Source organism: Ruegeria atlantica, assembly GCF_001458195.1.
In the GTDB taxonomy this organism is placed as follows: Bacteria; Pseudomonadota; Alphaproteobacteria; order Rhodobacterales; family Rhodobacteraceae; genus Ruegeria; species Ruegeria atlantica.
Window position 1 is genome coordinate 676,546 of record NZ_CYPU01000039.1, and the last position, 24,882, is coordinate 701,427.

Consider the following 24,882-nt stretch of genomic DNA (forward strand, 5'->3'; position numbering starts at 1 on the left):
TAAATCAAAGGAAAGCCCGTCTTGCTGGCGGGAACTTTCTTTTGTTTTTCATACAGTTTCACCAATAGGCTGCAAATCTACTGGCGTTTATTGCTGTCACTCGCGGCTCATGCGGCTGAAGTTTGCAAAGTCAAAACAGCCCGGCAATCTGTATCCACCGAAACGCTTTGTAGTTGCAAAGTTGTCGACAAGCGGATGCTGCGCTACATTCACCGCCGTGCCGACTTTGAGGATATCCTGGCTCGCACGTCGCAAGCCTGTCCTTTGTTTGCAGCGATTTTGACTGATATCCCCACGGCAACCGTTGCGAGTAGCCGTACCAGCGACGGCGACGGCAGAAGCGCCTCAAATGGCGGCAGTGAATCGTCCGGAAGCAACGGCGGTGACGGAGTGCCCGGAACAAATGGAGAATCCGGAAATGGTGGTGAGCGCGGCAATGGCAGCGACGGCCGCAGTATCGGTGGTAACGGCGGCGACGGCGACAGCAATGGCGGCGAAAACTCCGGCAGCGGGGACGGCAACGGCGGCAGTAATGGCGGCGGAAACTCCAGCAGCGGTGGTGGTGCCGGTGGCGGCGGTACCGATGGCAGCGGCGGCACCCTCTGACGTGATCAAACGCAAAGAAGCCTGAAATATTAGGCTATACCTTAAAAAACGCCGAAAACGTCTCGGCATTCGGTCTTACAAACAAAGGTGCGACTATCGTGTCGCCCCTTTTGCCATACATAACCTGATAGATCAGTCAATATTTTTAACTTCTTCCGTACACACCAACCCAATGGCTGGGTTTTGCCGGATCCTGCATCCGAAGGAACAAGTACCGCGTGGCCGACCAGGGTTTGATCCGGTTGGTCAAATTGTCCAGCACCAAATCCCCCTGAGCGGAGCGATAGACAAGAACTGCATGTGCATTTCGGCGCGTATCCAACACTGTCGCGATCAGCAATTTGTTAGGATCAACGCCCGCCCTGATCAGATCTCTTTTCTTCAAAAGAGCAAAATCCTCGCAATCCCCGCCGCGCGTTGTCGGCAAAGCCCACCGCTCGGTGGTGCGGTATTGCGTCTGATCCGTAACCGCGCGCGTCGTTGCATTGACCTGACGGTTGATCCGCTCAATGATCTGCATTTCCTGCTGGGATGTCATGCGTACCGACGTCTTACTTGAGCACGCCCAAGCGTACTGACGGCACAACTGCTGCGCACCGGAAGGCGGAGGGGACGCCGCGAGACTTCGGATGAAGCTGCCCTCGCTCGCATCCGCCTGTGACGCAAAAACCGCAGGCCCGTAAACCAAAGCAGCAATCCCCACTGCCCGACCTGAATATGTTTTCAACCGCCCAAGAGCGGCCTTGAGTCCGATACCTACCGATTTCATGCCTGAACCTCGATCCCTGTCTGCGCAACGATTGACGACAAACAGGACCGTATTCGATTAAAAACAAGTAATGGTAAACGGTAGCGCTTGTACAATCTGAGGCGAACGTGAAGGGGAAAAAAGGCGGAAATTCGTCACTCAATATGACCATTTCGCGCAGGAAATGAGAAAGAAGCGCCACAATCCAAGCGGGAAAATACCCAATAACTTTCGTTCCAATAAAATAAGATACTGGAATCATGAAGATTCCGAACGGGTGGGAAAATCCCACAATACGGTTCACTTCACTTATGAACAGTTCGGCTGAATTTCGCCCATGAATGGATCTGATTGGCAGGAAACCTGCCGATCAGACTTGGCTTATTCTTATTCGGTGATTTCTACGACCACCAGTTCACGCTCACTTGCGCCGCGCGCGTGGTCCAGTGCCTGCTGGTATTCCGGTGAATTATAGCACTCGACCGCGGCCTCGACGGACGGAAATTTGGCGACCACATTGCGCGGGCGCTCTTTTCCTTCCAGTTGGACATACCGTGCGGCACGGGCGATGAACGCCCCGCCGTGCTTGGCAAGCGCAGGCCCTGCGAGTTCCGCGTATTTCGCATATGCTTCCGTGTCCGTCACGGTGACGTGGGCAATCCAGAGTGCAGCCATCTTATCCTCCCAAAACCTGTTCTGCGGCTTTGATCGCCGCATCTGCGTTCGACGCGTCCTTGCCACCGCCCTGCGCCATGTCGGGGCGTCCACCGCCGCCCTTGCCGCCCAGTTCTGCGACGGCCGCACGAACCAGATCAACGGCTGAAACCTTGTCGGTAAGATCGGCCGTCACACCGGCGGCCACAGCAGCCTTACCGCCCGCATCCGCGATCAGCAAAACGGCACCGGACCCCAAACGGCTTTTGTGCTCATCAATCAGCGCAGGCAGGTCCTTGCCCGATACACCGTTCAGCGCCTGCGCAAGGAAGGCCACCCCATTCACATCACGCGCTTCGCCGCCACCCTGCCCGGCACCGCCGGCCATGGCCAGATCACGGCGCAGCTGCGCCACTTCGTTTTGCAGCGATTTGCGTTCATCCAACAGTGCTTTGACGCGGCCGACAACGTCATCCGGCTGCGCCTTCAGCTCCGATGCGATCTGACCCAGACGCTGATCCTGCTGGGAAAGATGCCGCAGCGCCTCGTCGCCGGTTAGCGCCTCGATCCGGCGCACTCCCGCACTACTGGCGCTATCGCCCAGAACCACAAAAGTACCGATGTCACCAGTCTGGCGAACATGCGTACCGCCACACAGCTCAATCGACCAGGTCTCTCCATCCTGACCCTTGCCGGTCGGAGCTTTGCCCATGGACACAACCCGGACTTCGTCGCCGTATTTCTCGCCAAACAGCGCCTGTGCGCCCAGTTCGCGCGCATCATCGGGGGTCATGATCCGCGTTTCGACAGTCGAGTTCTGACGGATGAAGTCATTCACGTCGCGTTCGACCTTTTGGATCTCATTCGCGCTCAGCGCCTTGGAATGGCTGAAGTCAAACCGCAACCGGTCGGCCGCGTTCAGCGAGCCGCGCTGTGCAACATGATCGCCCAACGTTTCACGCAGCGCCTCGTGCAGCAGGTGCGTGGCCGAGTGGTTTGCGCGAATTGCCGTGCGCCGCGCATGGTCGACCTCAAGCTCGACCGCGTCACCTTTGGACAAAGCGCCCTGATCAACGGTCACTTTGTGGGCATAGATTTTGCCTTCAGCGAATTTTCTGGTGTCTTCGACCCGCGCCATGTCATCGCGTTCTTCAAGACGACGGATTTCGCCAGTATCACCGATCTGACCGCCAGCTTCGCCATAGAACGGCGTCTGGTTGACAATCACCCAACCGGATCCGCCCTTTTCAATTGTGTCAACCAATGCACCATCGACCACCAAAGCGGCAATCTGCCCTTCGGCCTTTTCCGTGTCATAGCCCAGAAAATCCGTAGCTCCGGCAGTATCCAGCACATCAAACCACACCGCCTGATCTGCAGCCTCACCCGAACCGGCCCATGCCGCTCGGGCCTTGGCTTTTTGTTCGGCCATTGCCGCGTCGAACCCGTCCGTGTCCACAGAACGACCCTTTTCGCGCAGGGCATCCTGCGTCAGGTCCAGCGGAAACCCATACGTGTCGTACAATTTGAATGCCGCATCACCCGGAAGCGCCGCGCCCTCGGGCAAGCCTGCAACTTCATCATCCAGGAGTTTCAGACCACGATCGAGGGTTTGCTTGAACCGCGTTTCCTCCAACAGGAGCGTCTCTTCGATCAATGGCTGCGCCTGTCCCAACTCAGTGTATTGCGCGCCCATCAGCTGCACCAGACTTGGCACCAGCTGATACATAACCGGATCTTTCGCCCCCAGAAGATGCGCATGACGCATAGCACGACGCATGATCCGGCGCAGCACATAGCCACGCCCGTCATTGGACGGCATCACGCCATCAGCGATCAGGAAGGATGTCGCGCGCAGGTGGTCCGCAATCACCCGGTGGTGCACATTCTGGTCGCCATAGGGATCAACCCCTGTGGCATGAGCAGACGCTTCGATTAGCGTCTTGAACAGGTCGGTATCATAGTTGTCATGGCTGCCCTGCAGCAGCGCGCCAATCCGTTCCAGCCCCATGCCGGTGTCGATCGACTGCATGTCGAGTTCGACCATCGAGCCGTCCTCGAATTGCTCGTTCTGCATGAAAACGATGTTCCAGATTTCGATGAACCGATCGCCGTCTTCGTCGGGCGATCCCGGAAGGCCACCCCAGATGTGATCGCCATGGTCGTAGAAAATCTCGGTACACGGTCCACACGGACCAGTCGGACCCATCTGCCAGAAGTTATCGCTGGTAGCGATGCGGATGATCCGGTCTTCGGGAACGCCGACCTTTTTCCAGATCTCGAACGCCTCGTCATCCGTGTGATACACCGTTGCCAGCAGGCGGTTCTTGTCGATACCGAATTCCTTGGTGATCAACTCCCACGCAAAAGGGATCGCCTCGTGTTTGAAGTAGTTACCGAACGAAAAATTGCCCAGCATTTCAAAGAAGGTGTGGTGACGTGCGGTATAGCCAACGTTATCGAGGTCATTGTGCTTACCGCCGGCGCGCACGCATTTCTGCGCCGTCGTGGCGCGCTGATAATCACGGGTTTCAACGCCGGTAAACAGGTTCTTGAACTGCACCATGCCCGAGTTCACGAACATCAATGTCGGGTCATTGCGCGGAACCAGCGGGCTGGACGCGACAATTTCATGCCCCTGTTTGGCAAAATAATTCAGAAAGGTTGAGCGGATTTCGTTCAGCGTGGGCATATGGCTCTCTCGGCGCGCAATCTCAGTGTTCTGAAATGGTTTATCCCCGTCCCAAAGGATAGTCCACAAAGATAAACCGGCCTTATTTTTGAAGGGCTAGAAAACCCGTCAACAAGATCCGTACACACCAATAGTACAAGATCACCGTATGCAGAACGAGTTAAGGCAGCCACGCGGACCGCCTAGTTTCGAGTATTCTCAATTCTTGCAAAACCGGGGGATTTTTGCGGCCCCCAATTGGGCTGTTACGCCTCGAGGATGTCATCTTCCGCGGCAGAACCGGGTGGCATGTCGAACTCCAGGCCGTGCGCGGCCCGAATCTTGTCTTCGATATCCAGCGCAATGCGGCTGTTGTCGCGCAGGTATTGCTTGGCATTCTCACGCCCCTGCCCGATCCGTTCGTCGCCATAGCTGAACCACGAGCCCGATTTCTCGACCACTCCAGCCTTGACGCCGAGATCCAGCAACTCACCCATCTTGCTGATGCCTTCGCCATACATGATGTCGAATTCCACTTGCTTGAAGGGCGGCGCCACCTTGTTCTTGACCACCTTGACGCGCGTCTGGTTGCCGACAACCTCATCACGATCTTTGATCGCGCCGATGCGGCGAATATCCAAACGAACCGAGCTGTAGAATTTAAGCGCGTTACCACCAGTCGTGGTTTCGGGGCTGCCGAACATAACGCCGATTTTCATGCGGATCTGGTTGATAAAGATCACCATGCAATTCGAGCGGCTGATTGAGCCTGTCAGTTTACGCATCGCCTGGCTCATCAATCGGGCCTGCACGCCAACACTGCTGTCGCCCATGTCGCCTTCGAGTTCCGATTTCGGCGTCAAAGCCGCAACTGAGTCGACGACAACCATATTCACAGCGCCCGAACGCACCAGCGTATCGGTGATCTCAAGCGCTTGTTCACCGGTGTCAGGCTGCGAGATCAACAGTTCATCAAGATCGACGCCCAGCTTACGGGCATATTGTGGGTCCAGCGCGTGTTCGGCATCCACGAATGCGCACACACCGCCACGTTTTTGCTGTTCTGCAATGCAATGCAGCGTCAGCGTGGTCTTGCCCGAGCTTTCCGGGCCATAAATCTCAACAATCCGACCCATCGGCAGACCACCAATACCCAGCGCGATATCCAGGCCCAAAGACCCGGTCGAGCTTGCATCGATGTCCTGCTTGGCATCCTCGCCCAGCTTCATGATCGAGCCTTTGCCGAACTGCCGTTCGATTTGCGCCAGCGCGCTATCAAGCGCCTTTTGCTTGTCTGCGTTTTTCTTGTCGCTCATTGTCAGAAGATCCGCCATTGTCCTGTCGCCTTCTCTTTTGTCACACCCATGATCGGGCGGCAATCACTGCTTTGTTCGCCTCTTGTTCCTTATGGGACCAAAAAGAGAACATTTCAACTAAAACTTACAATACTTACTGTTCGGCAATTGTGTTAAAGAGTCGTTTACGCCAATCTGCGACTACTAAATTAGGCGGCGAAGGGCGAATAAATGCTTGTTTTCTATAAGGAACGCCTTGCGTTTCTGGCAGTTCCAAAAACAGGCAGCACAGCCTATCACACTGCCCTGAGCGCGCGGGCCGACTTTGTCGTCACCGGCCCGCCCGAATTGAAACATGCGCCTGTTCGCCGTTATGACAGGTTTTTTCAAAACATTTTTCGCAAAATGTATGACACCGAAATGGAAATCATGGCCGTCGTGCGCGAACCTATCGACTGGCTCGGCAGTTGGTACAAATACCGCAGCCGGGACGACCGCATTGGGCACCCGCATTCAACCCGCGACCTGAGCTTTGATGATTTTGTTCAGGGTTACATGCAAAACCCCCGCCCGGAATTCGCAGATGTCGGCAGTCAGAGCCAGTTTTTCCGCACCCGAAACAACGGTTTCGGTGCGACGCATGTTTTTAAGTACGAAAATCAAGATAAGATACTGAGGTTTATTCAGGACCGGTTGAACATGGAAGTCACCCTGCAGCGCGAGAATGTCTCACCAAAACGCGACCTATTCTTGTCGCCGGAAACGGAAAAGAAGTTCCGCAACCACCACGCCGAGGAGTTTTCCTGCCACGACGCGGCGCGTTAGTCAGTTCAGTTGATTAAACACAGCCTCGGTCAACTGCGTCAAAGAGAACGGCTTGGGCAAAAAGGTGGAATTCGCAATCTCGGTGCCTGAGTCGCCAAAGGCGCCTTCGGTATAGCCAGACATAAAGATCACCCGCACATTCGGTCGGGTCTCCATCGCTTTGCGCACCCAGGTTGGCCCGTCCATGCCAGGCATGACTACGTCTGTTACGAAGGCATCCACATGCACCGACCCATCCTCCAGCAGGTGCAGCGCCTCTTCGGCGGACCCGGATTCGAGCACGGTGTAGCCCTTCAATCGCAATGCACGTGTGGCAAAGGCCCGAACCGGGGCCTCATCCTCGACCAGCAGAACTACGCCTTCACCCTGCCGTGACGTTGGGTTTTCCGGAAGGCTGTCGATATCCTGATCGATTTTCTGCGGTGCGGTTGAAACCGGCAGATACACGGTAAATTCGGTTCCCTTGCCCTGAATGCTATCGACAAAGATGAACCCTCCGGTCTGCTTGACGATGCCGAAGACCGTCGACAATCCAAGACCGGTCCCCTCACCGGTGCGCTTGGTCGTATAGAATGGCTCGAACACTTTTTGAAGCTTGTCCGCTGGGATACCGGTGCCACTGTCGATCATTTTAACGGTGACGTATTCGCCGGGTTGTACTGTTGCACGGTCCCGCCGGAGCGGTTCGGTCAGAGACACAACCTCGGTCTCGATACGTACCTCGCCACCTTCGGGCATCGCGTCCCGTGCGTTCACAACCAGGTTCATAAAGACCTGTTCGAGCTGCCTTTTGTCTGCGCACACAGGCTTCAGCACGGGATCATGGCTTAACGTCAAGCGAACCTTTTCGCCGACCAAGCGATTCAAAAGATGGATCAGATCAGAGATCGTATCCCGGAGGTCCAAAACCTCCGGCTGCAGGGTTTGCTTGCGCGAGAAGGCCAGAAGTTGACTGACCAACGCCGCGGCCCGGTTGGCGTTCTGGTTGATCTGAACCAGGTCACCATAGTTCGGATCATTTTGATCGTGCCGCAGCAGCAATAGATCGCAATGCCCCGAAATCGCGGTCAGAAGATTGTTAAAATCATGCGCCACGCCTCCCGCCAATTGGCCGACGGCCTGCATCTTTTGCCCCTGCACGAACTGAGCTTCCAGTGTCTTCAACTCGGTCGCATCATTCACGACAGCGATCAGGCAAATCTGTCCCTTGCAGGTCACTCGGTTCAGCGTGACCTGCACGAAAACCTCTTTGTCCTGTCGTGACAGACGCAGAAATTCCGACCGGGGAACGGCATTCTCTTCGGTCGCGATCCGGGTCAACCAATCCAGAATGGGATAGCCAAGCCCGTGCATAATTTCGGCCACGTTCGACTTGCCCGGCTGGATCTCTCCGATCAGCTTAATCGCCATCCGGTTCGCATCCAAAATTTCGCCTTCAGGGGACAAACACATCACCGGCACGGGCAATTCAGCGAATGGGGCATCGCCCTCAGATGGGCGCGCAGATTTCATCGGCAACAATAGCAGATCGCGCACAGTGCCCGAGCGGGACAGCTCGGACACGGTCACGGGCACCTGCCCGTCCAAGGTTTCAGCAAGCGAGATTTCACCCGGATGCGGGATGTCTTTGGGAAATATCCTACCCATATCGTCGGGCCTGTGACCCAGAATGGCCTCTGCCATTCCATTCACCCGCAGAATTGTCCCGTTCCGACCCTCTGTCAGCACCGGAACAGGGGCGTCATCCCATTGCCCGTCTTCATCCAGAAGGAACCGCCAGCAGAACACATCCTGCCCCACGCTGAACACCGAGATCGGGATTGTCGAGCCAACAGTCACGATATCTTCGCGGGCGCGTTCGTGGATTTCCGCGATGGATTGCAAGCGCAGCAGGATCGCTGCGGGATTTGCGAATCTGGATTTCAGGGAATGCTGCAATCGCGCACCTGGAAAAGCGTTTAACTGCGCCTTTGCACGTGTGTTCGCACTCAGAATATCGCCATTTGCGTTGGCGATCACTGTCGGACACAAGTCCTGTTCGGTGAAGACGGCCATCACTTCTGCCGAATTACGCGCCGTTCGGTCGGCCGTGAATCCCCGAAAAACAACCAGTAGGCCGGCGGCCAGTAGCGACACACCAGCAACAACAAGACCCATATTCCAGGCGGTCGGCAAAACTTCTGTCAACGGTGTTAAACTTAGCAATGCGCCCAAAACAACAAGTGGCACAAGGCGCGAGAAGGCCGGTGTTTTTCTTGAGGTCGGCTCAGAAAAGATCTCTGCAGTATCGGACATTAACAACTCAGGTCAAAAGGCTTTGTCACACTCAGCCCGAATTTGGTTAACGCCCCCTTAAGGACAGCGGAAACTTCTACCTAAGGTTGTTATTCAATGGCGCACTACCGCGTCAAGTGCGACATAAAGAACCCGTCTGCACCTTGTGTCACAAGCCACGACTTTCGCATCGTTTCGGTCCAGTCGGGATTCAGTTTAAGAAATCCGTCGACAATATTGCCGTTTTCATCATCCAACATGGAGCAAGTCGCATAGACTAGAATTCCACCCGGTCCAACCAGTTGAGCGGCGGAATTCAGGATGTCGGACTGAAGTACATTTAGCGCGTGCAACCCCTCTTCGGACAGTGCCCATTTACCTGCCGGGGCACGCCGCCACGAGCCGCTGCCCGAGCATGGCGCATCCGTGAGAACAATATCGAACGGAGCCTGACGGGCTACATCTTCCGGCTGCAGGCAGGTAACACGCACACCGGCCCGTTTGGTCCGCATCGGCAGATCGCGCATGCGCCCTGCGTTCACATCATGCGCAAAGACCTCGACACCCGAATGGGCAGCCAGAGCCAGAGACTTGCCGCCACCGCCTGCGCAATAATCCAGAACACGCAGACCTGGCTGGAGATCGAGCGCTGCAACGACGGCCTGGCTGGCTGCGTCCTGCAATTCAACCACACCTTCGGAATAGGCGCGGCTTTGCGCAATTTTTCGGGCCCCTTCAGTGACCTCTAGGGCGGTTTCACACGCCGAATGGTCTTTCGCGCAAATTCCGTAAGCACTCAAAGCAGCAATCGCACCAGCACGATCGGTTTTGGCAAGGTTAGCCCGCAAATGAACAGGTGCACGGGTTTGCAATACTTGTGCCGCCGCTTTTGCTTGATCCCCGAGCGAGGTTTGAAAACGCGGCCAGAGCCACTCGGGGATGTCGAACCGCTCGGCACCCGAGCTGAACGCGCGCGGCGCATCGGCGGCGGTTAACGGCTCTGGCGTATATCGTTCGCCTGTAAACAGCGTCTCTGGATCACCGCCGGTTGACCGGATCGAACCGATCATCAACCCGCGCCCGGTTTCTGCCCCGCCCAAGGCCGAGAAGGACCGTTTGCAACGCAGCGCTTCGAACACGTGATCGCGCACGGCGGCCCGGTCTTTCGAGCCCGCAAACCGGCTGCGGCGCGCCCATCCTGTCAAAGCCTTTTCAACCGGTGCGCCGGCAAGGATGTTATCCAAGATTTCAATCGAAGCCTGAACGCGCGCTGCTGGGGTCATAAGATATTTCCGATTTCTCTGCTAAACCCAAAAAACGCAAAACGGCGCCCGCGTTGGGGCGCCGTGCTGCAAACTCTGTTGCGTCACATTACCCGGTAGTTAGGGCTTTCACGCGTGATCTGAACGTCATGCACATGGCTTTCTTTCAGGCCAGCGCCGGTGATTTTGACGAAGTTACAGTTCTTGCGCATTTCTTCGACCGTGGCACAGCCGGTATAGCCCATCGCTGCGCGCAGGCCGCCAACCAGCTGGTGAACCACCGCACTGGCCGACCCCTTGTAGGGCACCTGCCCTTCGATCCCTTCGGGAACCAGCTTGTCGCTGGCTGCGTCTTTCTGGAAATAGCGATCCGCCGACCCGCGTGCCATGGCGCCAAGGCTGCCCATTCCGCGATAAGATTTGAACGAACGGCCCTGGTACAGGATCACTTCACCCGGGCTTTCATCCGTTCCCGCGATCATCGAGCCAACCATTGCACAGGACGCGCCTGCGGCAATGGCCTTAGCGAAATCGCCCGAGAATTTGATGCCGCCATCTGCGATTACCGGAACATCTCCGGCAGCCGTCGCGCAGTCCATGATCGCTGTCAATTGGGGTACGCCGACGCCTGCAACCATCCGGGTTGTGCAGATGGAGCCCGGCCCGATGCCAACCTTGATTGCATCCGCACCGACATCGATAAGCGCCTTGGTGGCCTCGCTCGTCGCTACATTGCCCGCAATGATCTGGACCTCGTTCGAGAGTTTCTTGACCCGCCGCACCGCGTCCAGAACGCCCTGCGAATGCCCATGAGCAGTGTCGACCACGATGATATCAACGCCCGAATCCACCAACTGCTCGGACCGTTCGAAACCAGAATCACCAACAGAAGTCGCCGCAGCGACCCGCAGGCGTCCCAGCCGGTCCTTACAGGCGGTCGGGTTCAGCACGGCTTGCTCGGTATCTTTCAGGGTCAGCAGGCCTGTCAGCTTGCCCTCACCATCGACCACCAGCAGTTTTTCGATCCGGCGGGCTTTCATAAGGCTCTTGGCCTCTTCCAGATCTGCAGGTTCCTGCAGCATCGCCAAATTGTCCGATGTCATCATCACGTGAACCGGCGTCTCGTCCGAGGTCGCAAAGCGCATGTCGCGATTGGTCAGGATACCCACGACGCGCCCGCTTTCATCGACGACCGGAAAGCCAGTAAAGTTATAGCGCTGCACCAACGCCTTCGCGTCCGCCAGCGTTTGGTTCACGCTCAGTGTGACCGGGTTGTATACGATACCCGACTCAAATCGCTTCACGCGCCGAATCTCTCGGGCTTGCTCTTCGACCGTCAGGTTCTTGTGAACAACGCCGATACCGCCTGCCTGCGCCATTGCGATGGCCATGCGCGCCTCGGTCACCGTGTCCATAGCCGAGCTGAGCAGCGGGATGTTCATCGTGATTTCACGCGTCACACGCGTGGCCGTATCCGCCGTCGCCGGCAGCACCGACGAGGACGCCGGAACCAATAAAACATCGTCAAAGGTAAGTGCCTCACGAATCTGCATCTGTTAACCCCATGCAAAAGCCCGTTTGGCGGTGACCCTATTACATGGAATTAACCTAAGGAAAAGCCCCTGACCTAAACTAGTTTCCCTTCGCTGGCCGATACCGCGGCAAAAAACGACGCAAGACGTTCAAAACGTGCCGCTGAATGGCCTTTCCCTTTGCGCACAAACCCATATCTTGCCGGGCATACGTGCGAATACAAAAGGCAGGCCAAAAATGACCACCGACCCCCTTGTTGTCTTTACTCCGTCAGGCAAACGCGGGCACTTCCCCGTGGGTACCCCGGTTCTGACCGCTGCGCGGCAGTTGGGTGTGGATCTGGATTCGGTCTGCGGAGGCCGTGGGATATGTTCGAAATGTCAGATCACGCCCAGCTATGGCGAGTTTCCCAAACACGGTGTAACCGCATCAGAGAACGCGCTGAGCGAATGGAACGCGGTCGAACAGCGTTATGATGACAAACGCGGCTTGAAATCGGGTCGTCGTCTGGGCTGTCAGGCGACAGTTCAGGGCGACATCGTGATCGATGTCCCACCCGAAAGCCAGGTCCACCGTCAGGTTGTTCGCAAGGCCGCCACCGCGCGGGCCATTACGATGGACCCGGCAACCCGGCTGTATTTCGTGGTGGTGGAAGAGCCCGACATGCATTCGCCAACAGGCGATCTAGAACGGCTGGAACGCGCGCTGCGCGAGCAGTGGAACATTGGCGCCATCACCGCCGATCTTTCGCTGATGTCCAAGCTGCAGCCCGCCCTGCGCAAGGGCAAATGGGAGGTCACCGTTGCCCTCCACAAAGGCCACAAGGATGAAGCGGCGCGCGTGGTCGAAATCTGGCCCGGATTGCATGAACATGGGCTTTATGGTCTGGCCATCGACCTCGGCTCGACCACAATTGCGGCGCACCTGACCGATCTGGAGACCGGCGAGGTCAAAGCGTCCTCGGGCCTGATGAACCCGCAGATCCGCTTTGGCGAAGACCTTATGAGCCGTGTGTCGTACTCGATGATGAACCCCGGCGGTGATCAAGAGATGACCAAAGCCGTACGAGAGGCGATCAACGATCTGACCACCTCAATCTCAGAGGAAGCCGGGATTAGTTCTGACCTGATCGTGGAAACGGTGTTCGTGTGTAACCCTGTGATGCACCACCTGCTGCTGGGCCTGGACCCGGTTGAGTTGGGTCAGGCCCCCTTTGCTTTGGCGACCTCGGAAAGCATGTCCCTGCCCGCGCGAGAAATGGACCTGACAAATATGAACCCGCGCGCGCAGGTCTATATCCTGCCCTGCATCGCGGGCCATGTCGGTGCTGACTGCGCCGCGGTGGCACTGTCAGAGGAACCGGGAAAGTCCGAAGACCTTGTGCTGATCGTGGATGTGGGCACCAACGCCGAAATCCTGCTGGGCAATACCAGCCGCGTTCTGGCCTGTTCTTCGCCCACAGGTCCGGCATTCGAAGGCGCGCAGATTAGTTCCGGCCAGCGTGCCGCGCCCGGCGCTATTGAGCGTATCGAAATCGAACCTGTCACCAAGGAACCGCGCTTTCGCGTGATCGGCTCCGAAAAATGGTCCGACGAGGAAGGCTTTGATCAGGAGATTGCCACAAGCGGTATTACCGGCATCTGCGGCTCGGGCATTATCGAAGCGGTCGCCGAAATGCGCATCGCCGGATTGCTGGACGAAAGCGGCCTGATCGGGTCTGCAGACCAGACCGGCACGCCCCGTTGTGTACCCGAAGGTCGCACCCACGCCTATCTGATCCACGACGCCAGCGCCGAGGGCGGTCCGCGCATAACGGTCACGCAGGGCGATATCCGCGCCATCCAACTGGCCAAATCCGCGCTCTATGCCGGTGCGCGCCTGCTGATGGATGAAATGAACGTCGACACGGTGGATCGCGTTGTGCTGGCCGGGGCGTTCGGCGCGCATATCTCAACCAAGCACGCGATGGTTCTGGGTATGATCCCCGATGCGCCTTTGGACAAGGTCTCAAGCGCGGGCAACGCGGCTGGCACCGGCGCGCGGATTGCCTTGTGCAACATTGGTGCCCGGTCCGAGATTGAGCGTGTGGTGCGCGAGATCACCAAGGTCGAAACGGCCATCGAGCCGAAATTTCAGGACCATTTCGTCGCCGCAAATGCCATCCCGCACAAGACGGATCCGTTCCCGGAATTGGCGCAGGTGGTCACTCTGCCCTCGCCCTCCTTCAATGCCGGTGGCGGAGAAGAAGGCTCTGGTCGCAGACGGCGCAGGCGGTCATAGTCACCCCTGACACAAGGGAGGCGACATGCAGATCGCAAACGAGGAACAGGCTGAATATTGGGGGAAATCCCCGTCCGGTGCCAAATGGCTGACCTATGAGGACCAGCTGGATCAACTGATGGCGCCGGTCCTTGATCTGGTGCTGGAACGCGCCGAATTGAAGCCCGACATGCGTGTTCTGGATATCGGCTGCGGAACGGGTGCAAGCGCGATCGCCGCCGCACATGCCGTCGGGCCAGATGGCCACATTCTGGCTGCAGATGTCTCGCAGCCATTTCTGGACCGCGCATCGGCACGGGCATCCGATGCCGGGTCGCAAAACATCACCTTCCAGTTCGCCGACGCCCAGACCTACGCCTTTGAAGCAGCGGACCGAGACGCCATGATCTCGCGATTTGGGGTCATGTTCTTTGAGGATACGGTTGCCGCCTTTGCCAACATGACCCGCGCGCTAAGGCCCGGCGGCACGATGACCTTTGCCGCCTGGGGACCATTACCCGGTAACCCATGGTTCCGAGTACCCCATATAGCAGCCACCGAACGGCTGGACACGCCGCCCAAAGTCGACCGGAATGCACCGGGCCCCTTGGCGTTTCATGATCGTGAGCGTGTTACCGGGTTGCTGGAAAAGGCAGGTCTAAGCAATATTCGCGCCGATTCTGTTGATCTGACGTTGGACTTTCAAGGCTCTTTGCTGGATTGCGCCGCCCTGTGCACCCGCGTTGGCCCCGCCGCCCGTGTTATTACCCATTTCGACGGTAAACCCGATGACGTGACTGCGATCCAACACGCCGTCGCCGAAGCGTTTCACCCCTTTGCCAAAAATGGTGCGGTGCACATCCCGGCTGATATCAACCTATTTCAGGCGCGTCGCCCGGAGTAAATAGCCACAGACGCAACCACGCTCAAAGCGCTGATTTCTAAGCTTTTCCGATGACAAATCGAGTTCTGGAGCGGGTAGCGGGAATCGAACCCGCGCGTTCAGCATAGGGAGCTGATTTGATACATGGCGATATGCCAAATATCATTTGCGCTGGTGAAGATTGGTTTAAAACTTGTTCAAGATTTTCTGAACTATGTTGAACCGAACATCATCAAAGCAGCCGTGCCCTGGGCTGAAACCAGCCAAAATTAAACTGTCAGCATCAGCAGGGCATTTTGGCGTGGCTGCGGGGTCTGGATGACCAGATGCACGATGACAGCTTCTTGCGACTCGTTCTGTGGCTTACAGCCCGGACGATAGACGACATTTTCGGTCATGGATCACCTCCGACCTCGGCACATACTCGCAGGTTGCGAATTCCGCCTGCTCGATGGAACCAAGATACGCCTCCACGACGTCGACAATGGGCCGATCCGGCTTGCCCGCGAACTTAAACATAACGTTGGGGTCCACTGCTGTCTTCAAGCCAGCGTCGATCCAACGGGTACCGTGCTCGCGTCCTTCAACTACTTGATGTCGATAGAAATAATCTCATCAGTAGGCAGGAGATGAACAGCTGACCTTTGGCGCAGTTTAACTCTTAACATCATTCAACAACGAAAGAATTTCGGCCTGTGAGCCAAAATTTTTCTTTTCCAGAGCAAGAGCAAGCCTATCAAGTTCTCTGTTTGAAAGCAGTTTCAGCGCCTTGTAGTGTACGGCGATAGTAAGAGTGTTTGGGTCATCAATGGCACTCATCATTTCTGAAAATCCGACCTTCCCGCCATCAGGCCAATACCCTACGTGTCGGCGTTTTTCTTCGCCGAAAACGCTTCTTGGACTCCCAAAGTTATCAATCGCCCACGCGTTAATTAGCATAAACTCCGATGGCCTCTTTCTGGAAGCGAACAACACCTCCAAAGCTCCATTTTTTGCTTCTACATCTCGACATACAGCACTTAGTATTTCTTTGGTGACTGGAAACGGAGTAACGAATTTAGTCGTTTCGGGAATATCAGAGGTTCTTTTGTTCATAGAGAGCACATTTAGGCTCTCAACCAACCAATTTTCATGGATCCCCTCCACTATGGGCTGGAAGGAGGTTAAAGGTCTGTTTCCAAAGCTAAAAAAATCCCTGTTCGTTAAAGGGCTGACAAACAAGTTCTTTGCGTCAAGGATCACAATTTGCTCGGTTGGGGATACCCTTCCCGCCGCCAACTTTATCGCTTGCTGAATTCGATAACCGTTGTTTCCTCGCCAACCTCTGTGTCTATGAACTTGCAAACGGTTGATATACCGGGACTTCAACCCAGAAAATCCTGCCCAACTTTTCATAAACAGATCGTCGCCACTAAGAAAAGTAACGATTCCCGAGAGCGGACCGTAGTTTGGAAGCATCTCTTCTAAACCAGACCTCATATGATGTTCTTGTTGATCGTTGACTACAACTATAATTTTGGAAGTGGTTTCTCGGTCGACAAACTGAGCCATAGATTTTGCTTGCAACGCTAACAATGCTAAATCCCTGTGATGAACCACGGTAACAAATGTAATCATGTCAGGGCCTTCAGATACTTGCGACGTGCTTTGATGTGCATAATTGGTTGCGAAACAGGCGCATTCAATTGCCAACACTATGAAAACTGAATGTCGGTCCACAGCGAAACGAAAGTGAAGGCATCGATACCACCATTATCACCGAAAGGCATGCGCCGGATTGCCGCTACAAATCTGGCTGCCTCATTCGCTGATTTGAAACACACGATTCCACTGCAAGTTGTTTCTATAGGGAAAAAATTGGAGCGGGTAGCGGGAATCGAACCCGCGCGTTCAGCTTGGGAAGCTGACAGGCTACCATTACATCATACCCGCCGCGTTTTTCACCGATATCACCAGAGGCTTATCGACTTCAAGAACCCATCATCGAAAAAGCGGCGCCGCCTTTTTCCGTCCAGACGCACTACAGCCTTCGAACAGGGCAACGCACCTGGTTCCGTGAAAAAGAAATTCCTTCTGCCTCAACACCAGTTGCGCTTGCAGATCGACCAGCTCCACGAAGTATTCTTTTTTTCCAAACGCTTGCTTAAGTCAGAGTCTGCCTGTGTTGGGCGACGATGTTGACTCATCTTCGTACGTGACAGGTATCGCGATATCGCCACTAATCTAGCGATCTTGTCAGGTTCCGGCGGCGATCAGCACCAATACGAAAAAAGGCCGGACACATGGTCCGGCCTTTGTTCACTGGAACAAGTGATTGGATCAGGCGCGACGACGACGCCCGCCACCACGACGGCCACCGACAGCGCCCGCTGCGCCGGCCTCTTCCGGGGATTTGTTGAACCGAATCCACTCGCCACCATGCGGGTCATTATTGGTCAGCAGGTTGGCGGCACGGATGGCTTCCATTTCCTTACCGGCGCGCGGCTTGGTCGAGCCCAGACCGAACAGCTGACAGAAGGTTTCGTCATCCATGTCCGCAGGCAGAATGATCCCCTTGGCTTCGACCTCGGCCTTTTTCTCGGCCAGCTTTTTGGGACCCACAGGCAGCGCCACCGGGTTCATGATTGCCGACGTCATACCTGCGCCCATTGCCATCGGCAGAAACGCATTGTTGATGCCGTGGCGGTTTGGCAGACCAAAGGACACGTTCGAAGCACCACAAGTGGTGTTTACGCCCAGTTCTTCGCGCAGGCGACGGACCAGCGCAAAGACCTGCTGACCAGCGGTTGCCATCGCGCCGATGGGCATCACCAGCGGGTCAACGACGATATCATGCGCCGGGATACCGAAATCGGCGGCCCGCTCAACAATCTTCTTGGCCACTTCGAAGCGCACATCGGGATCTTCGGAGATACCGGTGTCATCGTTCGAGATCGCAACAACCGGCACGTTGTATTTTTTGACCAGCGGCAGAACCAGTTCCAGACGATCTTCTTCGCCGGTGACCGAGTTCAGCAACGGACGGCCCTCAGCAGCTTCAAGACCAGCTTCCAGAGCGCCGGGAACAGACGAGTCGACACATAGCGGTACGTCAACCAGACCCTGCACCAGCTCGACGATCTTGCGCATCAGTGGCGGTTCGGTCTCGTTCGGGTTGGGGTTCGAGTTGTAGACAACGCCTGCGTTGATATCCAGAACGGTTGCGCCTGCAGCAACCTGCGCCAGCGCGTCTTTCTCGACAGTCGAGAAATCGCCGGCTTCCAGCTCGGCCGCCAGTTTCTTACGGCCCGTCGGATTGATCCGCTCACCGATCACGCAAAACGGTTCGTCAAAGCCCAGAACGGCAGTTTTTGTTTTTGATTCTACGACTGTACGCGTCATGTCCGTTCCTTAGGAGTTTACAGGCTTTGCCGAAGCGCCGCCGTTATTGATGGCCCAGTTGGCGTTGGTCTTGATGCCGCCAAGCGGGAAGAAGTGTACATTGGTGATGTTGAAATCCGGGTTGGCCGCTTTGTGGTTGGCCAGCTCGGTGATCACATCGGTCGGCTCATAAGGCAGCAGCAGCTTGGACACGTCCATCGCACGCTTTTGCAGGACCTTCAGCGACGGGCCAACACCGCAGGCGATGGCAAACTTAATCAGCGTCTGCAGCTTGGCCGGACCGGCGATACCAATATGGACTGGAATATCGATACCAGCTTCTTTCAAACTGTCGGCCCATTCGATGATCGGTTTGGCTTCAAACGCAAACTGTGTTGCCAGCGCCATTTCGGCATCCGTGGTCTCGCTGAATTTCTGCTTCCAGCGCAGTGCGTCGTCGACATTCTTCGTCGAGCCGTCGGGGTCGATATCCTTGTTGCCCTCGGGGTGACCCGCTACGTGCAAGCGCTTGAAGCCCGCCTTGTCGAACAAACCACTTTCCAGCAACTGCATCGAGCTGTCGAAATCGCCGTGTGGGTTGGCAACACCACCGGCCAGCAGCAATGCCTGATCAACGCCCGCTTCGCCCTGATACATGGAAATCCAGTTTTCCAGCGTGGCGGGATCCTTGATGATCCGCGCCGGAAAGTGCGGCATCACTGGATAGCCTTCGTCAGAAATCCGTTTGGCGGTCTTGACCATATCCTCGATCGGAGTGCCTTCGATATGGGCGATGTAAACGCGTGTGCCTTCGGGCAGCAACGCGCGGAAATCTTCGACCTTTTCGGCGGTGCGCGGCATCACCTCGATCGAATAGCCTTGCAAAAAGGCTTCGACGGTCGGGTTTACAGGGCCGTTTTCGACCGCATCACGTTTCTTGAAGTTCAGCAAAGCCATTGCGGCCTCCCATAGATGTCTCGGGCTCATGCCCAACCGTCATTGGCGATCAGGGCTTTGATGCGGTCCTGATCGTATTCCGTTTCCAAACGCGTGGCTTCGGCCTCGGCAATCTCGGACGGGTCGCCGTCGACTGCAAAGGGGGCCGCCTTGCGCCATTCGGCCAGATAGGCATCGCTGTCCTTGGCGTTCACCTTCATGGCCGCGCGGTCGATGGCTTGTTCGAACCGTTCCTCTAATTGCCGTTTTGCGCCACGACGGCCTTTACCGACGATGACTTGGGCGGGAATATCGCGCCAGTAAACAATGGTGACGTCAGGCATTGCGTTTGATTCCTCCTAACCAGATGGACCGGTTCTAAACGTCTATGTGGGGGCAAGTCGGTCGATTTTCGACACACGGAGCATTTCCAGCGACGTTTTTGCCCGCGATGGGATACCGGGGTTGTAACGAAGACTGAACCAAACGCGCATATCAAAATTCTCATCACTTTAATGAGCGTCTTGCACGACGCACACGCCCGACCTATGGTCGGGGTAACTCGAAAATCGGAGGGCGTTTAATATGGCGCCCAAGCGTCCCAAAGGTGCGGGCGCGTTCCCGAAGGCGGTCGAAAGCCCCGCGCCGGCAAGACCCGATCCAGATGCGTTATATGCGGCGCTGGATTTGGGAACCAATAGTTGCCGCATGTTGATAGCCCAGCCCAAGGGCAGCGGCTTCCATGTGGTCGACAGCTTTTCCAAATCCGTGCAATTGGGCGCGGGTTTGGAACGGACCGGACGTCTGTCTCGGTCTTCGATGGCGCGCACCATTCAGGCGCTTCGCATCTGTCAGCAAAAGCTGAAACGCAACAAGGTCAGGCGCATGCGTCTGGTCGCGACCGAGGCGTGCAGGCGTGCCAAAAACTCACGCGAATTCATCCGGCAGGTCAAACGCGAAACCGGACTGACGCTCGAGATCATCCAGCCTGAGGAAGAGGCGCGCTTGGCCGTGATCTCTTGTGCACCGCTGGTATCCACCAAGACCGAGCAGTTGCTGGTCGTGGATATCGGCGGTGGGTCGACCGAACTGGTGTGGATCGACATCTCATCCGTACCGCGCCGGGACCGTCCGGCCGCGATCATGCGGCTGCACCATGGGTTTCACACGGCTGACAGCCCATTCCCTGCGGCAAAAGTCGTCGACTGGATCAGCGTACCCCTGGGTGTTGCAACCCTGCGCGACCAGTTTAACGACGTCGAAGATGATTCCGCTCGCTTTGCCCTGATGAGTTGGTTTTTCGAAGAAAACCTCGCCGATTTCGCGCCTTACAAGGACGAGCAAGCCCGCCTTGGGTTCCAGATCGTCGGTACCAGTGGCACGGTTACAACCGTTGCGGCTTCTCACCTTGGGCTCAAGCGCTACGACCGGACCAAGGTCGATGGTTTGCGCATGACCAGTGATCAGATTGACAAAGTCATACGAGGGTATCTAGAACTCGGCCCTCAGGGTCGCCGACGTGATCCCCGGATTGGGGATGACCGGCAGGCGCTGATCATGTCCGGCTCGGCCATTTTGCAGGCGCTGTTAAGATGCTGGCCCACCGACCGCCTTTCCGTGGCGGACCGGGGGCTGCGCGAAGGCCTGCTTTATGCGCAGATGAGCGCGGACGGCGTACTGGAAGACGGACCGTTCTGATGGCGAAGACACCAAGTGGCAAAAACAACTCGGGGCGCGGGCAGCGTGACCTGAAGGTCAAGGTAAAGACTGCACGCGGGCGCAAGCTCAGCTCGACCCGTTGGCTCGAGCGGCAGCTGAACGACCCCTATGTGAAACGTGCGCAGGTCGAAGGGTACCGTGGGCGCGCAGCGTTTAAGATATTGGAGCTGGACGAAAAGTACCGGTTCCTCGTGCCGGGTGCACGGGTCGTCGACCTGGGCTGTGCGCCGGGTGGATGGTTGCAAGTCGCGGTCAAACGAGTGAATGCGCTGGGTGAACGTTCCGGCAAACGGATAGGCACAGTTCTGGGTGTCGACCTGCAAGAGGTCGAACCGGTCGCAGGTGCCGAGGCACATGTGCTGGACTTCATGGAAGACGATGCCGACGACAAAGTCAAAGAGTGGCTGGGTGGCAAGGCTGACGTGGTGATGTCGGACATGGCCGCGTCGTCATCTGGGCACAAGCAAACCGACCACATGCGCATCATGGCTCTGTGCGAAACGGCGGCTTACTTCGCCTTTGACGTTCTGGAAGAAGGCGGCACCTTCGTTGCGAAGGTTCTGGCCGGTGGCGCCGAAGGCGATCTGCAAAAGCTGCTGAAGCAGAAATTCGACAAGGTTGCGAATGTGAAACCACCCGCGTCGCGCTCGGACAGTTCCGAGAAGTTCGTGGTCGCAACCGGGTTTCGCGGCTGACTTAATCGTCTAGAGAAATCCGATCCTCGGTCAGCACCTGTTCGCGCAGTGAAGCGGCGGCAATACCTTGTATCAACAACGCTTCGCCGTGATTGATGTATTCCGGTGGTCGGGCCCGCAATTCTTCGATCCGTTGCGACAAAGCCAGTGGCTTTTTCAGCTTGGACGTGTGGACCGGTTTGAGAAACATATGTCACCTTTAAGCTGGGGCAATTCTTGCCTCAGCTTGATCGGTAACTATGAAATTTGCCGGGAAAATGACGGAAACCGGGCTAAGCCGTGCCGTTTCAGCGGCCCAGTTGTTGCTTCAACTGCAAAAGGTTCGGGTCTTCTGGGATGATCTCTAATCCCTGCTCCAGAACATCACGTGCGGCCTGAGGTCCACGATTGATCTGCGCCAGTTGCACCAGCATTGGCCATGCTTCGGCGCGTTGCGGGTCCAGCGCTACGACCTCTTGAAACGCCCGCTCAGCCGCTGGCGCATTGCGGAACGTCAGGGCCATACCGCCAAGCACAAGATGCGTTTCAGGAAAATCCAGACGGTTGGAAATCGCCGACTGCCACTCGGACATGCCCTGCCCCGACAATTGCTGTTGTTCCGCAGTCAGAGCCTGCGGCGGAATGTTCAGAAACTCTTTTGCCGCCGAAATGCGGACGTTTCGCAACGGGTCGGACAGCAGCGGCTCAAGCCTTTGGATTTGATCGGGCAAGCTGGCCTGACGCTGCAGCGGCGCCGCCGTTGCGCGAACCAGAGCGTCTTCGTCCGCCAATAACTCTGCCGTTCTGGCCGCCACGTCGGCAGATCCATAAGGTTGTAGTAGATAGGCCGCTGTGGCGCGCACGATGCCGGGTTGATTAGGGTCGGTTGAAATGTCCAGAAGTTCCTCCGGCCCATCCGCGCGACCCAACGTTTCCGCCTGAAAGGCCGTCCCGAAATGCGGCTTTCGATGCGCGCTGTCCGGGAACCAGCCTTCGATTTGCTGGGCCGCCCATGCCTGATCCTGATCCGAATGGCAATCGGTGCAGGCGTCTTGCCCAAGCCCCAAATCGGGACGCGGTACACGGAAACTGTGATCGCGCCTGCCGTCGACACCCATATAGACGCGCTCGATCATATGGCAGGACTTGCACTGCGCACCCTCGCTATTCTCTGGGTGATTGTGATGTTCCGGCACGTCGTACTCTTTGGCAGCCAGGGTTGGAAACTTGGGATTCGCGGCAGGCGAGTGACACTGCGTACACACCCCGTTTCCATCTGACCTCAGACTCGCGCTATGCGGCTCGTGACAATCCATGCAACCCACGCCGCGGTCATACATCTTGGATTGCAGGAATGAGCCGTATACATAGACTTCATCCAAAATCTGACCGTCCGGATGGTACAAACCCGGACGCAAAACCGCCAGATTATACGCGTCATGATAGGGCGTTCCGGGCAGTGGGTTGCCATCTCCATGCGCCTCACGACGGGAATGACACCCGGCGCATTGCTGAATCTCGGCCTCGGTCTGGCCTTTACCCCAATCCATCAGGAACCCGGTGTCGCCCAGACCCTGCGGCAGGCTTTGCCCCCCAACCCAATCGATATGCGCAGAACCCGGGCCATGGCAGCTTTCGCACCCGACCCCGATCTCGGCCTGTACCGAGTCGTATGTTCTGGTTTCAGCGTTGTACTGTTTCTCAAAACCGGTCGCGTGACATTCCGCACACCGCGCGTTCCAGTTCTTGTAGGGTCCGGTCCAGTGCAACCCGTCGTCAGGGGGTAAGCCCTGATCGGGATAGAGGTGAAACCACTGCTTGTTTTCGGTATCCCAAACAACATCAAAGCTCTGTAACCGGCCGGGTTCTGTTTCGAACAAGTATTGCTGCAACGGCTCAATGCCGACGACGGAATATACGCCGTATTCGGTGCTCACACCGTCTTTTTCCGTGACTTTTGCGCTCAGCGCGCCTTCGGTGTCGGTGAATTCCACCGACATTCCGTCATGGTCGAACCGCGTTCCGTCAAAATCGGCAACTACAGCCCCGTCTTTAACCTCGGTCCAGGCCAGCGCGTGGTGGGAATTGGACCATGCCGCCACCTCGTCCTTGTGGCAATCGGCACATTGATCCGACCCGACATAGGCCGGAGCCTGGCCAAAGGCGGCCACAGGAACAAACAGCCCGACACACAACGCCAGAAATTTCACTGAGAACCCCGATCCAGATTGTCTTCCAGATCCATCAAAGCGCCGTTGTATTCGGCGCCAAGGATCAGAATTGCCGCGCACAGGTACAAAAAGATCAGCGCTGCCATGACGCCAGCCAAACCTGCATAAGTGGCGCTGTAGCTGGCGAATTGCGCGATGTAGATCGAGAACCCCCACCCGCCGGCCGCCCACAAGGCCAACGTCAGAACAACGCCCGGCAGAATTTGCATCAGCTTGTGCCGCCGCGTTGGCAGGATCAGATGCGCCAAAAGGACAGTGCCCGCCGGAACCGCCACCGTGAAGGTCCAGCGCAACCTGTCCACCGACAACCAGTCCGAGACGTTCACATCGGTCTTCTCGCTTACCAATTGGGTGTAGGCGGGCAAAACAACTTCGACCGCGGCAATGGCCAGAATGGCAACACCACCAACGATCACCAACCCCAAGCACAGCAACCGGGTTTTCCAGAACGGCCAAACGTCGCTATCGTGATAAGCTTGGTTCATGGCCGCCCGCACCGCCATCACGCCGTTCGAGGCGAAGAAAATCGCCAATAGACCACCCAGCGTTATGACGCCCGAACCGGATTCCTGCAGGACGGCCCGCAATTCGGCAACGATTGGCCCCGCGACATCTTTGGGCCACGCCCCAAACACAAGCTCTATCAGTTCATCGGTGACATAACCCTGAGACAACGACCCCGCCAAAGCCACTGTGAACAACACAAACGGAAACAAAGCCAGCATCAGGGACATAGCGACGTGACTGCTCATCACGAACCCATTTTTGTTGTTGAACCGCACTACGGCCAGCCACAGCGCCTGAACGGGCCGGCTACTTGAGGGAATCACACGTGCATTCATGCGCTCAGCCTAACCCGCCTCGGCTTTGCTCTGAAATGGCAAATCCCTTCAGGACGTAAATTATCTCGCCCAAATGTTTGGGCACATTGCAGAATCTCGCTCAGCCGTGC

Annotated in this window: 21 protein-coding genes and 1 tRNA gene; 6 read left to right on the plus strand and 16 right to left on the minus strand. The window is 56.7% G+C overall.

The annotated features are described in order from the left end of the window. Positions 1-90 precede the first annotated feature (90 nt). A complete protein-coding gene (locus RUA4292_RS13255) occupies positions 91-606 on the plus strand; it encodes a hypothetical protein (protein ID WP_233493431.1) in 516 nt (171 codons plus the stop codon). Positions 607-751: 145 nt separating this feature from the next. On the opposite strand, the gene RUA4292_RS13260 is transcribed toward RUA4292_RS13255, so the two are convergent. The 4 genes from RUA4292_RS13260 to recA form a co-directional block, all read right to left on the minus strand. Further along, positions 752-1,375, minus strand: coding sequence for a transglutaminase-like cysteine peptidase (locus RUA4292_RS13260; protein WP_058277978.1), 624 nt, complete (start codon positions 1,373-1,375; stop codon positions 752-754). 366 nt (positions 1,376-1,741) lie between these two features. After that, positions 1,742-2,029 carry a DUF1330 domain-containing protein gene (locus RUA4292_RS13265; protein ID WP_058277979.1) on the minus strand — a complete coding sequence of 96 codons (288 nt, stop codon included), beginning with the start codon at positions 2,027-2,029 and terminating at the stop codon, positions 1,742-1,744. A 1-nt stretch (position 2,030) separates the two neighbouring features. Next, positions 2,031-4,700 carry an alanine--tRNA ligase gene (gene alaS, locus RUA4292_RS13270; RefSeq protein WP_058277980.1) on the minus strand — a complete coding sequence of 890 codons (2,670 nt, stop codon included), beginning with the start codon at positions 4,698-4,700 and terminating at the stop codon, positions 2,031-2,033. Between the two features lie 245 nt (positions 4,701-4,945). Beyond that, positions 4,946-6,013: a recombinase RecA gene (recA, locus tag RUA4292_RS13275; protein WP_058277981.1), complete on the minus strand. Its 1,068-nt coding sequence runs from the start codon at positions 6,011-6,013 to the stop codon at positions 4,946-4,948. 192 nt (positions 6,014-6,205) lie between these two features. On the opposite strand from recA, the gene RUA4292_RS13280 reads away from it, so the two are divergent. Next, positions 6,206-6,799, plus strand: a complete 594-nt coding sequence (locus RUA4292_RS13280; RefSeq protein WP_058277982.1) for a sulfotransferase family 2 domain-containing protein — start codon at positions 6,206-6,208, stop codon at positions 6,797-6,799. Here RUA4292_RS13280 and RUA4292_RS13285 read toward each other — a convergent pair whose 3' ends face one another. From RUA4292_RS13285 to guaB, 3 genes are all read right to left on the minus strand, one after another. Then, a complete protein-coding gene (locus tag RUA4292_RS13285) occupies positions 6,800-9,094 on the minus strand; it encodes an ATP-binding protein (RefSeq protein WP_058277983.1) in 2,295 nt (764 codons plus the stop codon). Between the two features lie 104 nt (positions 9,095-9,198). Next, positions 9,199-10,356 carry an RsmB/NOP family class I SAM-dependent RNA methyltransferase gene (locus tag RUA4292_RS13290; RefSeq protein WP_058277984.1) on the minus strand — a complete coding sequence of 386 codons (1,158 nt, stop codon included), beginning with the start codon at positions 10,354-10,356 and terminating at the stop codon, positions 9,199-9,201. Between the two features lie 83 nt (positions 10,357-10,439). Then, a complete protein-coding gene (gene guaB, locus RUA4292_RS13295) occupies positions 10,440-11,888 on the minus strand; it encodes an IMP dehydrogenase (RefSeq protein WP_058277985.1) in 1,449 nt (482 codons plus the stop codon). Positions 11,889-12,105: 217 nt separating this feature from the next. Here guaB and RUA4292_RS13300 point away from each other — a divergent pair, with 217 nt between their 5' ends. Both RUA4292_RS13300 and RUA4292_RS13305 read left to right on the plus strand, forming a co-directional pair. After that, positions 12,106-14,148, plus strand: a complete 2,043-nt coding sequence (locus RUA4292_RS13300; RefSeq protein ID WP_058278202.1) for an ASKHA domain-containing protein — start codon at positions 12,106-12,108, stop codon at positions 14,146-14,148. Between the two features lie 25 nt (positions 14,149-14,173). Beyond that, on the plus strand, positions 14,174-15,031 hold the full coding sequence (locus tag RUA4292_RS13305; RefSeq protein WP_058277986.1) for a class I SAM-dependent methyltransferase: 858 nt from the start codon (positions 14,174-14,176) through the stop codon (positions 15,029-15,031). 248 nt (positions 15,032-15,279) lie between these two features. Here RUA4292_RS13305 and RUA4292_RS25480 read toward each other — a convergent pair whose 3' ends face one another. The 6 genes from RUA4292_RS25480 to RUA4292_RS13335 all read right to left on the minus strand — a co-directional run bounded on the left by RUA4292_RS25480 (position 15,280) and on the right by RUA4292_RS13335 (position 19,650). Continuing rightward, complete coding sequence (locus tag RUA4292_RS25480) at positions 15,280-15,408, minus strand: hypothetical protein (protein WP_267885454.1); 129 nt, start codon at positions 15,406-15,408, stop codon at positions 15,280-15,282. 256 nt (positions 15,409-15,664) lie between these two features. Continuing rightward, positions 15,665-16,627: a DUF6492 family protein gene (locus RUA4292_RS13315; RefSeq protein ID WP_145974952.1), complete on the minus strand. Its 963-nt coding sequence runs from the start codon at positions 16,625-16,627 to the stop codon at positions 15,665-15,667. Between the two features lie 241 nt (positions 16,628-16,868). Further along, a tRNA-Gly gene (locus RUA4292_RS13320) sits at positions 16,869-16,942 on the minus strand. Between the two features lie 387 nt (positions 16,943-17,329). Next, complete coding sequence (locus RUA4292_RS13325) at positions 17,330-18,391, minus strand: methyltetrahydrofolate cobalamin methyltransferase (protein ID WP_058277989.1); 1,062 nt, start codon at positions 18,389-18,391, stop codon at positions 17,330-17,332. A gap of 9 nt (positions 18,392-18,400) precedes the next feature. Further along, positions 18,401-19,327 carry a methylenetetrahydrofolate reductase gene (locus tag RUA4292_RS13330; protein ID WP_058277990.1) on the minus strand — a complete coding sequence of 309 codons (927 nt, stop codon included), beginning with the start codon at positions 19,325-19,327 and terminating at the stop codon, positions 18,401-18,403. 26 nt (positions 19,328-19,353) lie between these two features. Beyond that, entirely contained in the window at positions 19,354-19,650 is a 297-nt protein-coding gene (locus RUA4292_RS13335; protein ID WP_058271696.1) for a virulence factor, read from the minus strand. A 241-nt stretch (positions 19,651-19,891) separates the two neighbouring features. Between RUA4292_RS13335 and RUA4292_RS13340 the strand changes: the two genes are divergently transcribed. Continuing rightward, positions 19,892-21,004 carry a Ppx/GppA phosphatase family protein gene (locus RUA4292_RS13340; protein WP_058277991.1) on the plus strand — a complete coding sequence of 371 codons (1,113 nt, stop codon included), beginning with the start codon at positions 19,892-19,894 and terminating at the stop codon, positions 21,002-21,004. After that, positions 21,004-21,720, plus strand: a complete 717-nt coding sequence (locus RUA4292_RS13345) for an RlmE family RNA methyltransferase (RefSeq protein WP_058271698.1) — start codon at positions 21,004-21,006, stop codon at positions 21,718-21,720. Before RUA4292_RS13340 ends, RUA4292_RS13345 begins: the two co-directional genes overlap by 1 nt. Before the next feature lies 1 nt (position 21,721). Here RUA4292_RS13345 and RUA4292_RS13350 read toward each other — a convergent pair whose 3' ends face one another. From RUA4292_RS13350 to RUA4292_RS13360, 3 genes are all read right to left on the minus strand, one after another. Then, a complete protein-coding gene (locus RUA4292_RS13350; RefSeq protein ID WP_058277992.1) occupies positions 21,722-21,910 on the minus strand; it encodes a hypothetical protein in 189 nt (62 codons plus the stop codon). A gap of 97 nt (positions 21,911-22,007) precedes the next feature. Further along, entirely contained in the window at positions 22,008-23,909 is a 1,902-nt protein-coding gene (locus RUA4292_RS13355; protein WP_058277993.1) for a multiheme c-type cytochrome, read from the minus strand. After that, the gene (locus RUA4292_RS13360) at positions 23,906-24,772 is read right to left on the minus strand and encodes a YihY/virulence factor BrkB family protein (protein ID WP_058277994.1); all 867 of its coding nucleotides are present in this window, start codon (positions 24,770-24,772) and stop codon (positions 23,906-23,908) included. Before RUA4292_RS13360 ends, RUA4292_RS13355 begins: the two co-directional genes overlap by 4 nt. Positions 24,773-24,882 lie beyond the last annotated feature (110 nt).

What these genes read in the sequence shown, in the direction of transcription:
- RUA4292_RS13350 (WP_058277992.1), bottom strand. Translation starts at nt 21,910, where the DNA reads ATGTTTCTCAAACCGGTCCACACGTCCAAGCTGAAAAAGCCACTGGCT.
- alaS (WP_058277980.1), bottom strand. Translation starts at nt 4,700, where the DNA reads ATGCCCACGCTGAACGAAATCCGCTCAACCTTTCTGAATTATTTTGCC.
- RUA4292_RS13305 (WP_058277986.1), top strand. Translation starts at nt 14,174, where the DNA reads ATGCAGATCGCAAACGAGGAACAGGCTGAATATTGGGGGAAATCCCCG.
- RUA4292_RS13290 (WP_058277984.1), bottom strand. Translation starts at nt 10,356, where the DNA reads ATGACCCCAGCAGCGCGCGTTCAGGCTTCGATTGAAATCTTGGATAAC.
- RUA4292_RS13280 (WP_058277982.1), top strand. Translation starts at nt 6,206, where the DNA reads ATGCTTGTTTTCTATAAGGAACGCCTTGCGTTTCTGGCAGTTCCAAAA.
- RUA4292_RS13300 (WP_058278202.1), top strand. Translation starts at nt 12,106, where the DNA reads ATGACCACCGACCCCCTTGTTGTCTTTACTCCGTCAGGCAAACGCGGG.
- RUA4292_RS13265 (WP_058277979.1), bottom strand. Translation starts at nt 2,029, where the DNA reads ATGGCTGCACTCTGGATTGCCCACGTCACCGTGACGGACACGGAAGCA.
- RUA4292_RS13360 (WP_058277994.1), bottom strand. Translation starts at nt 24,772, where the DNA reads ATGAATGCACGTGTGATTCCCTCAAGTAGCCGGCCCGTTCAGGCGCTG.
- RUA4292_RS13345 (WP_058271698.1), top strand. Translation starts at nt 21,004, where the DNA reads ATGGCGAAGACACCAAGTGGCAAAAACAACTCGGGGCGCGGGCAGCGT.
- RUA4292_RS13285 (WP_058277983.1), bottom strand. Translation starts at nt 9,094, where the DNA reads ATGTCCGATACTGCAGAGATCTTTTCTGAGCCGACCTCAAGAAAAACA.
- RUA4292_RS13315 (WP_145974952.1), bottom strand. Translation starts at nt 16,627, where the DNA reads ATGATTACATTTGTTACCGTGGTTCATCACAGGGATTTAGCATTGTTA.
- RUA4292_RS13335 (WP_058271696.1), bottom strand. Translation starts at nt 19,650, where the DNA reads ATGCCTGACGTCACCATTGTTTACTGGCGCGATATTCCCGCCCAAGTC.
- guaB (WP_058277985.1), bottom strand. Translation starts at nt 11,888, where the DNA reads ATGCAGATTCGTGAGGCACTTACCTTTGACGATGTTTTATTGGTTCCG.
- RUA4292_RS13340 (WP_058277991.1), top strand. Translation starts at nt 19,892, where the DNA reads ATGGCGCCCAAGCGTCCCAAAGGTGCGGGCGCGTTCCCGAAGGCGGTC.
- RUA4292_RS25480 (WP_267885454.1), bottom strand. Translation starts at nt 15,408, where the DNA reads ATGACCGAAAATGTCGTCTATCGTCCGGGCTGTAAGCCACAGAACGAG.
- RUA4292_RS13325 (WP_058277989.1), bottom strand. Translation starts at nt 18,391, where the DNA reads ATGACGCGTACAGTCGTAGAATCAAAAACAAAAACTGCCGTTCTGGGC.
- recA (WP_058277981.1), bottom strand. Translation starts at nt 6,013, where the DNA reads ATGGCGGATCTTCTGACAATGAGCGACAAGAAAAACGCAGACAAGCAA.
- RUA4292_RS13260 (WP_058277978.1), bottom strand. Translation starts at nt 1,375, where the DNA reads ATGAAATCGGTAGGTATCGGACTCAAGGCCGCTCTTGGGCGGTTGAAA.
- RUA4292_RS13330 (WP_058277990.1), bottom strand. Translation starts at nt 19,327, where the DNA reads ATGGCTTTGCTGAACTTCAAGAAACGTGATGCGGTCGAAAACGGCCCT.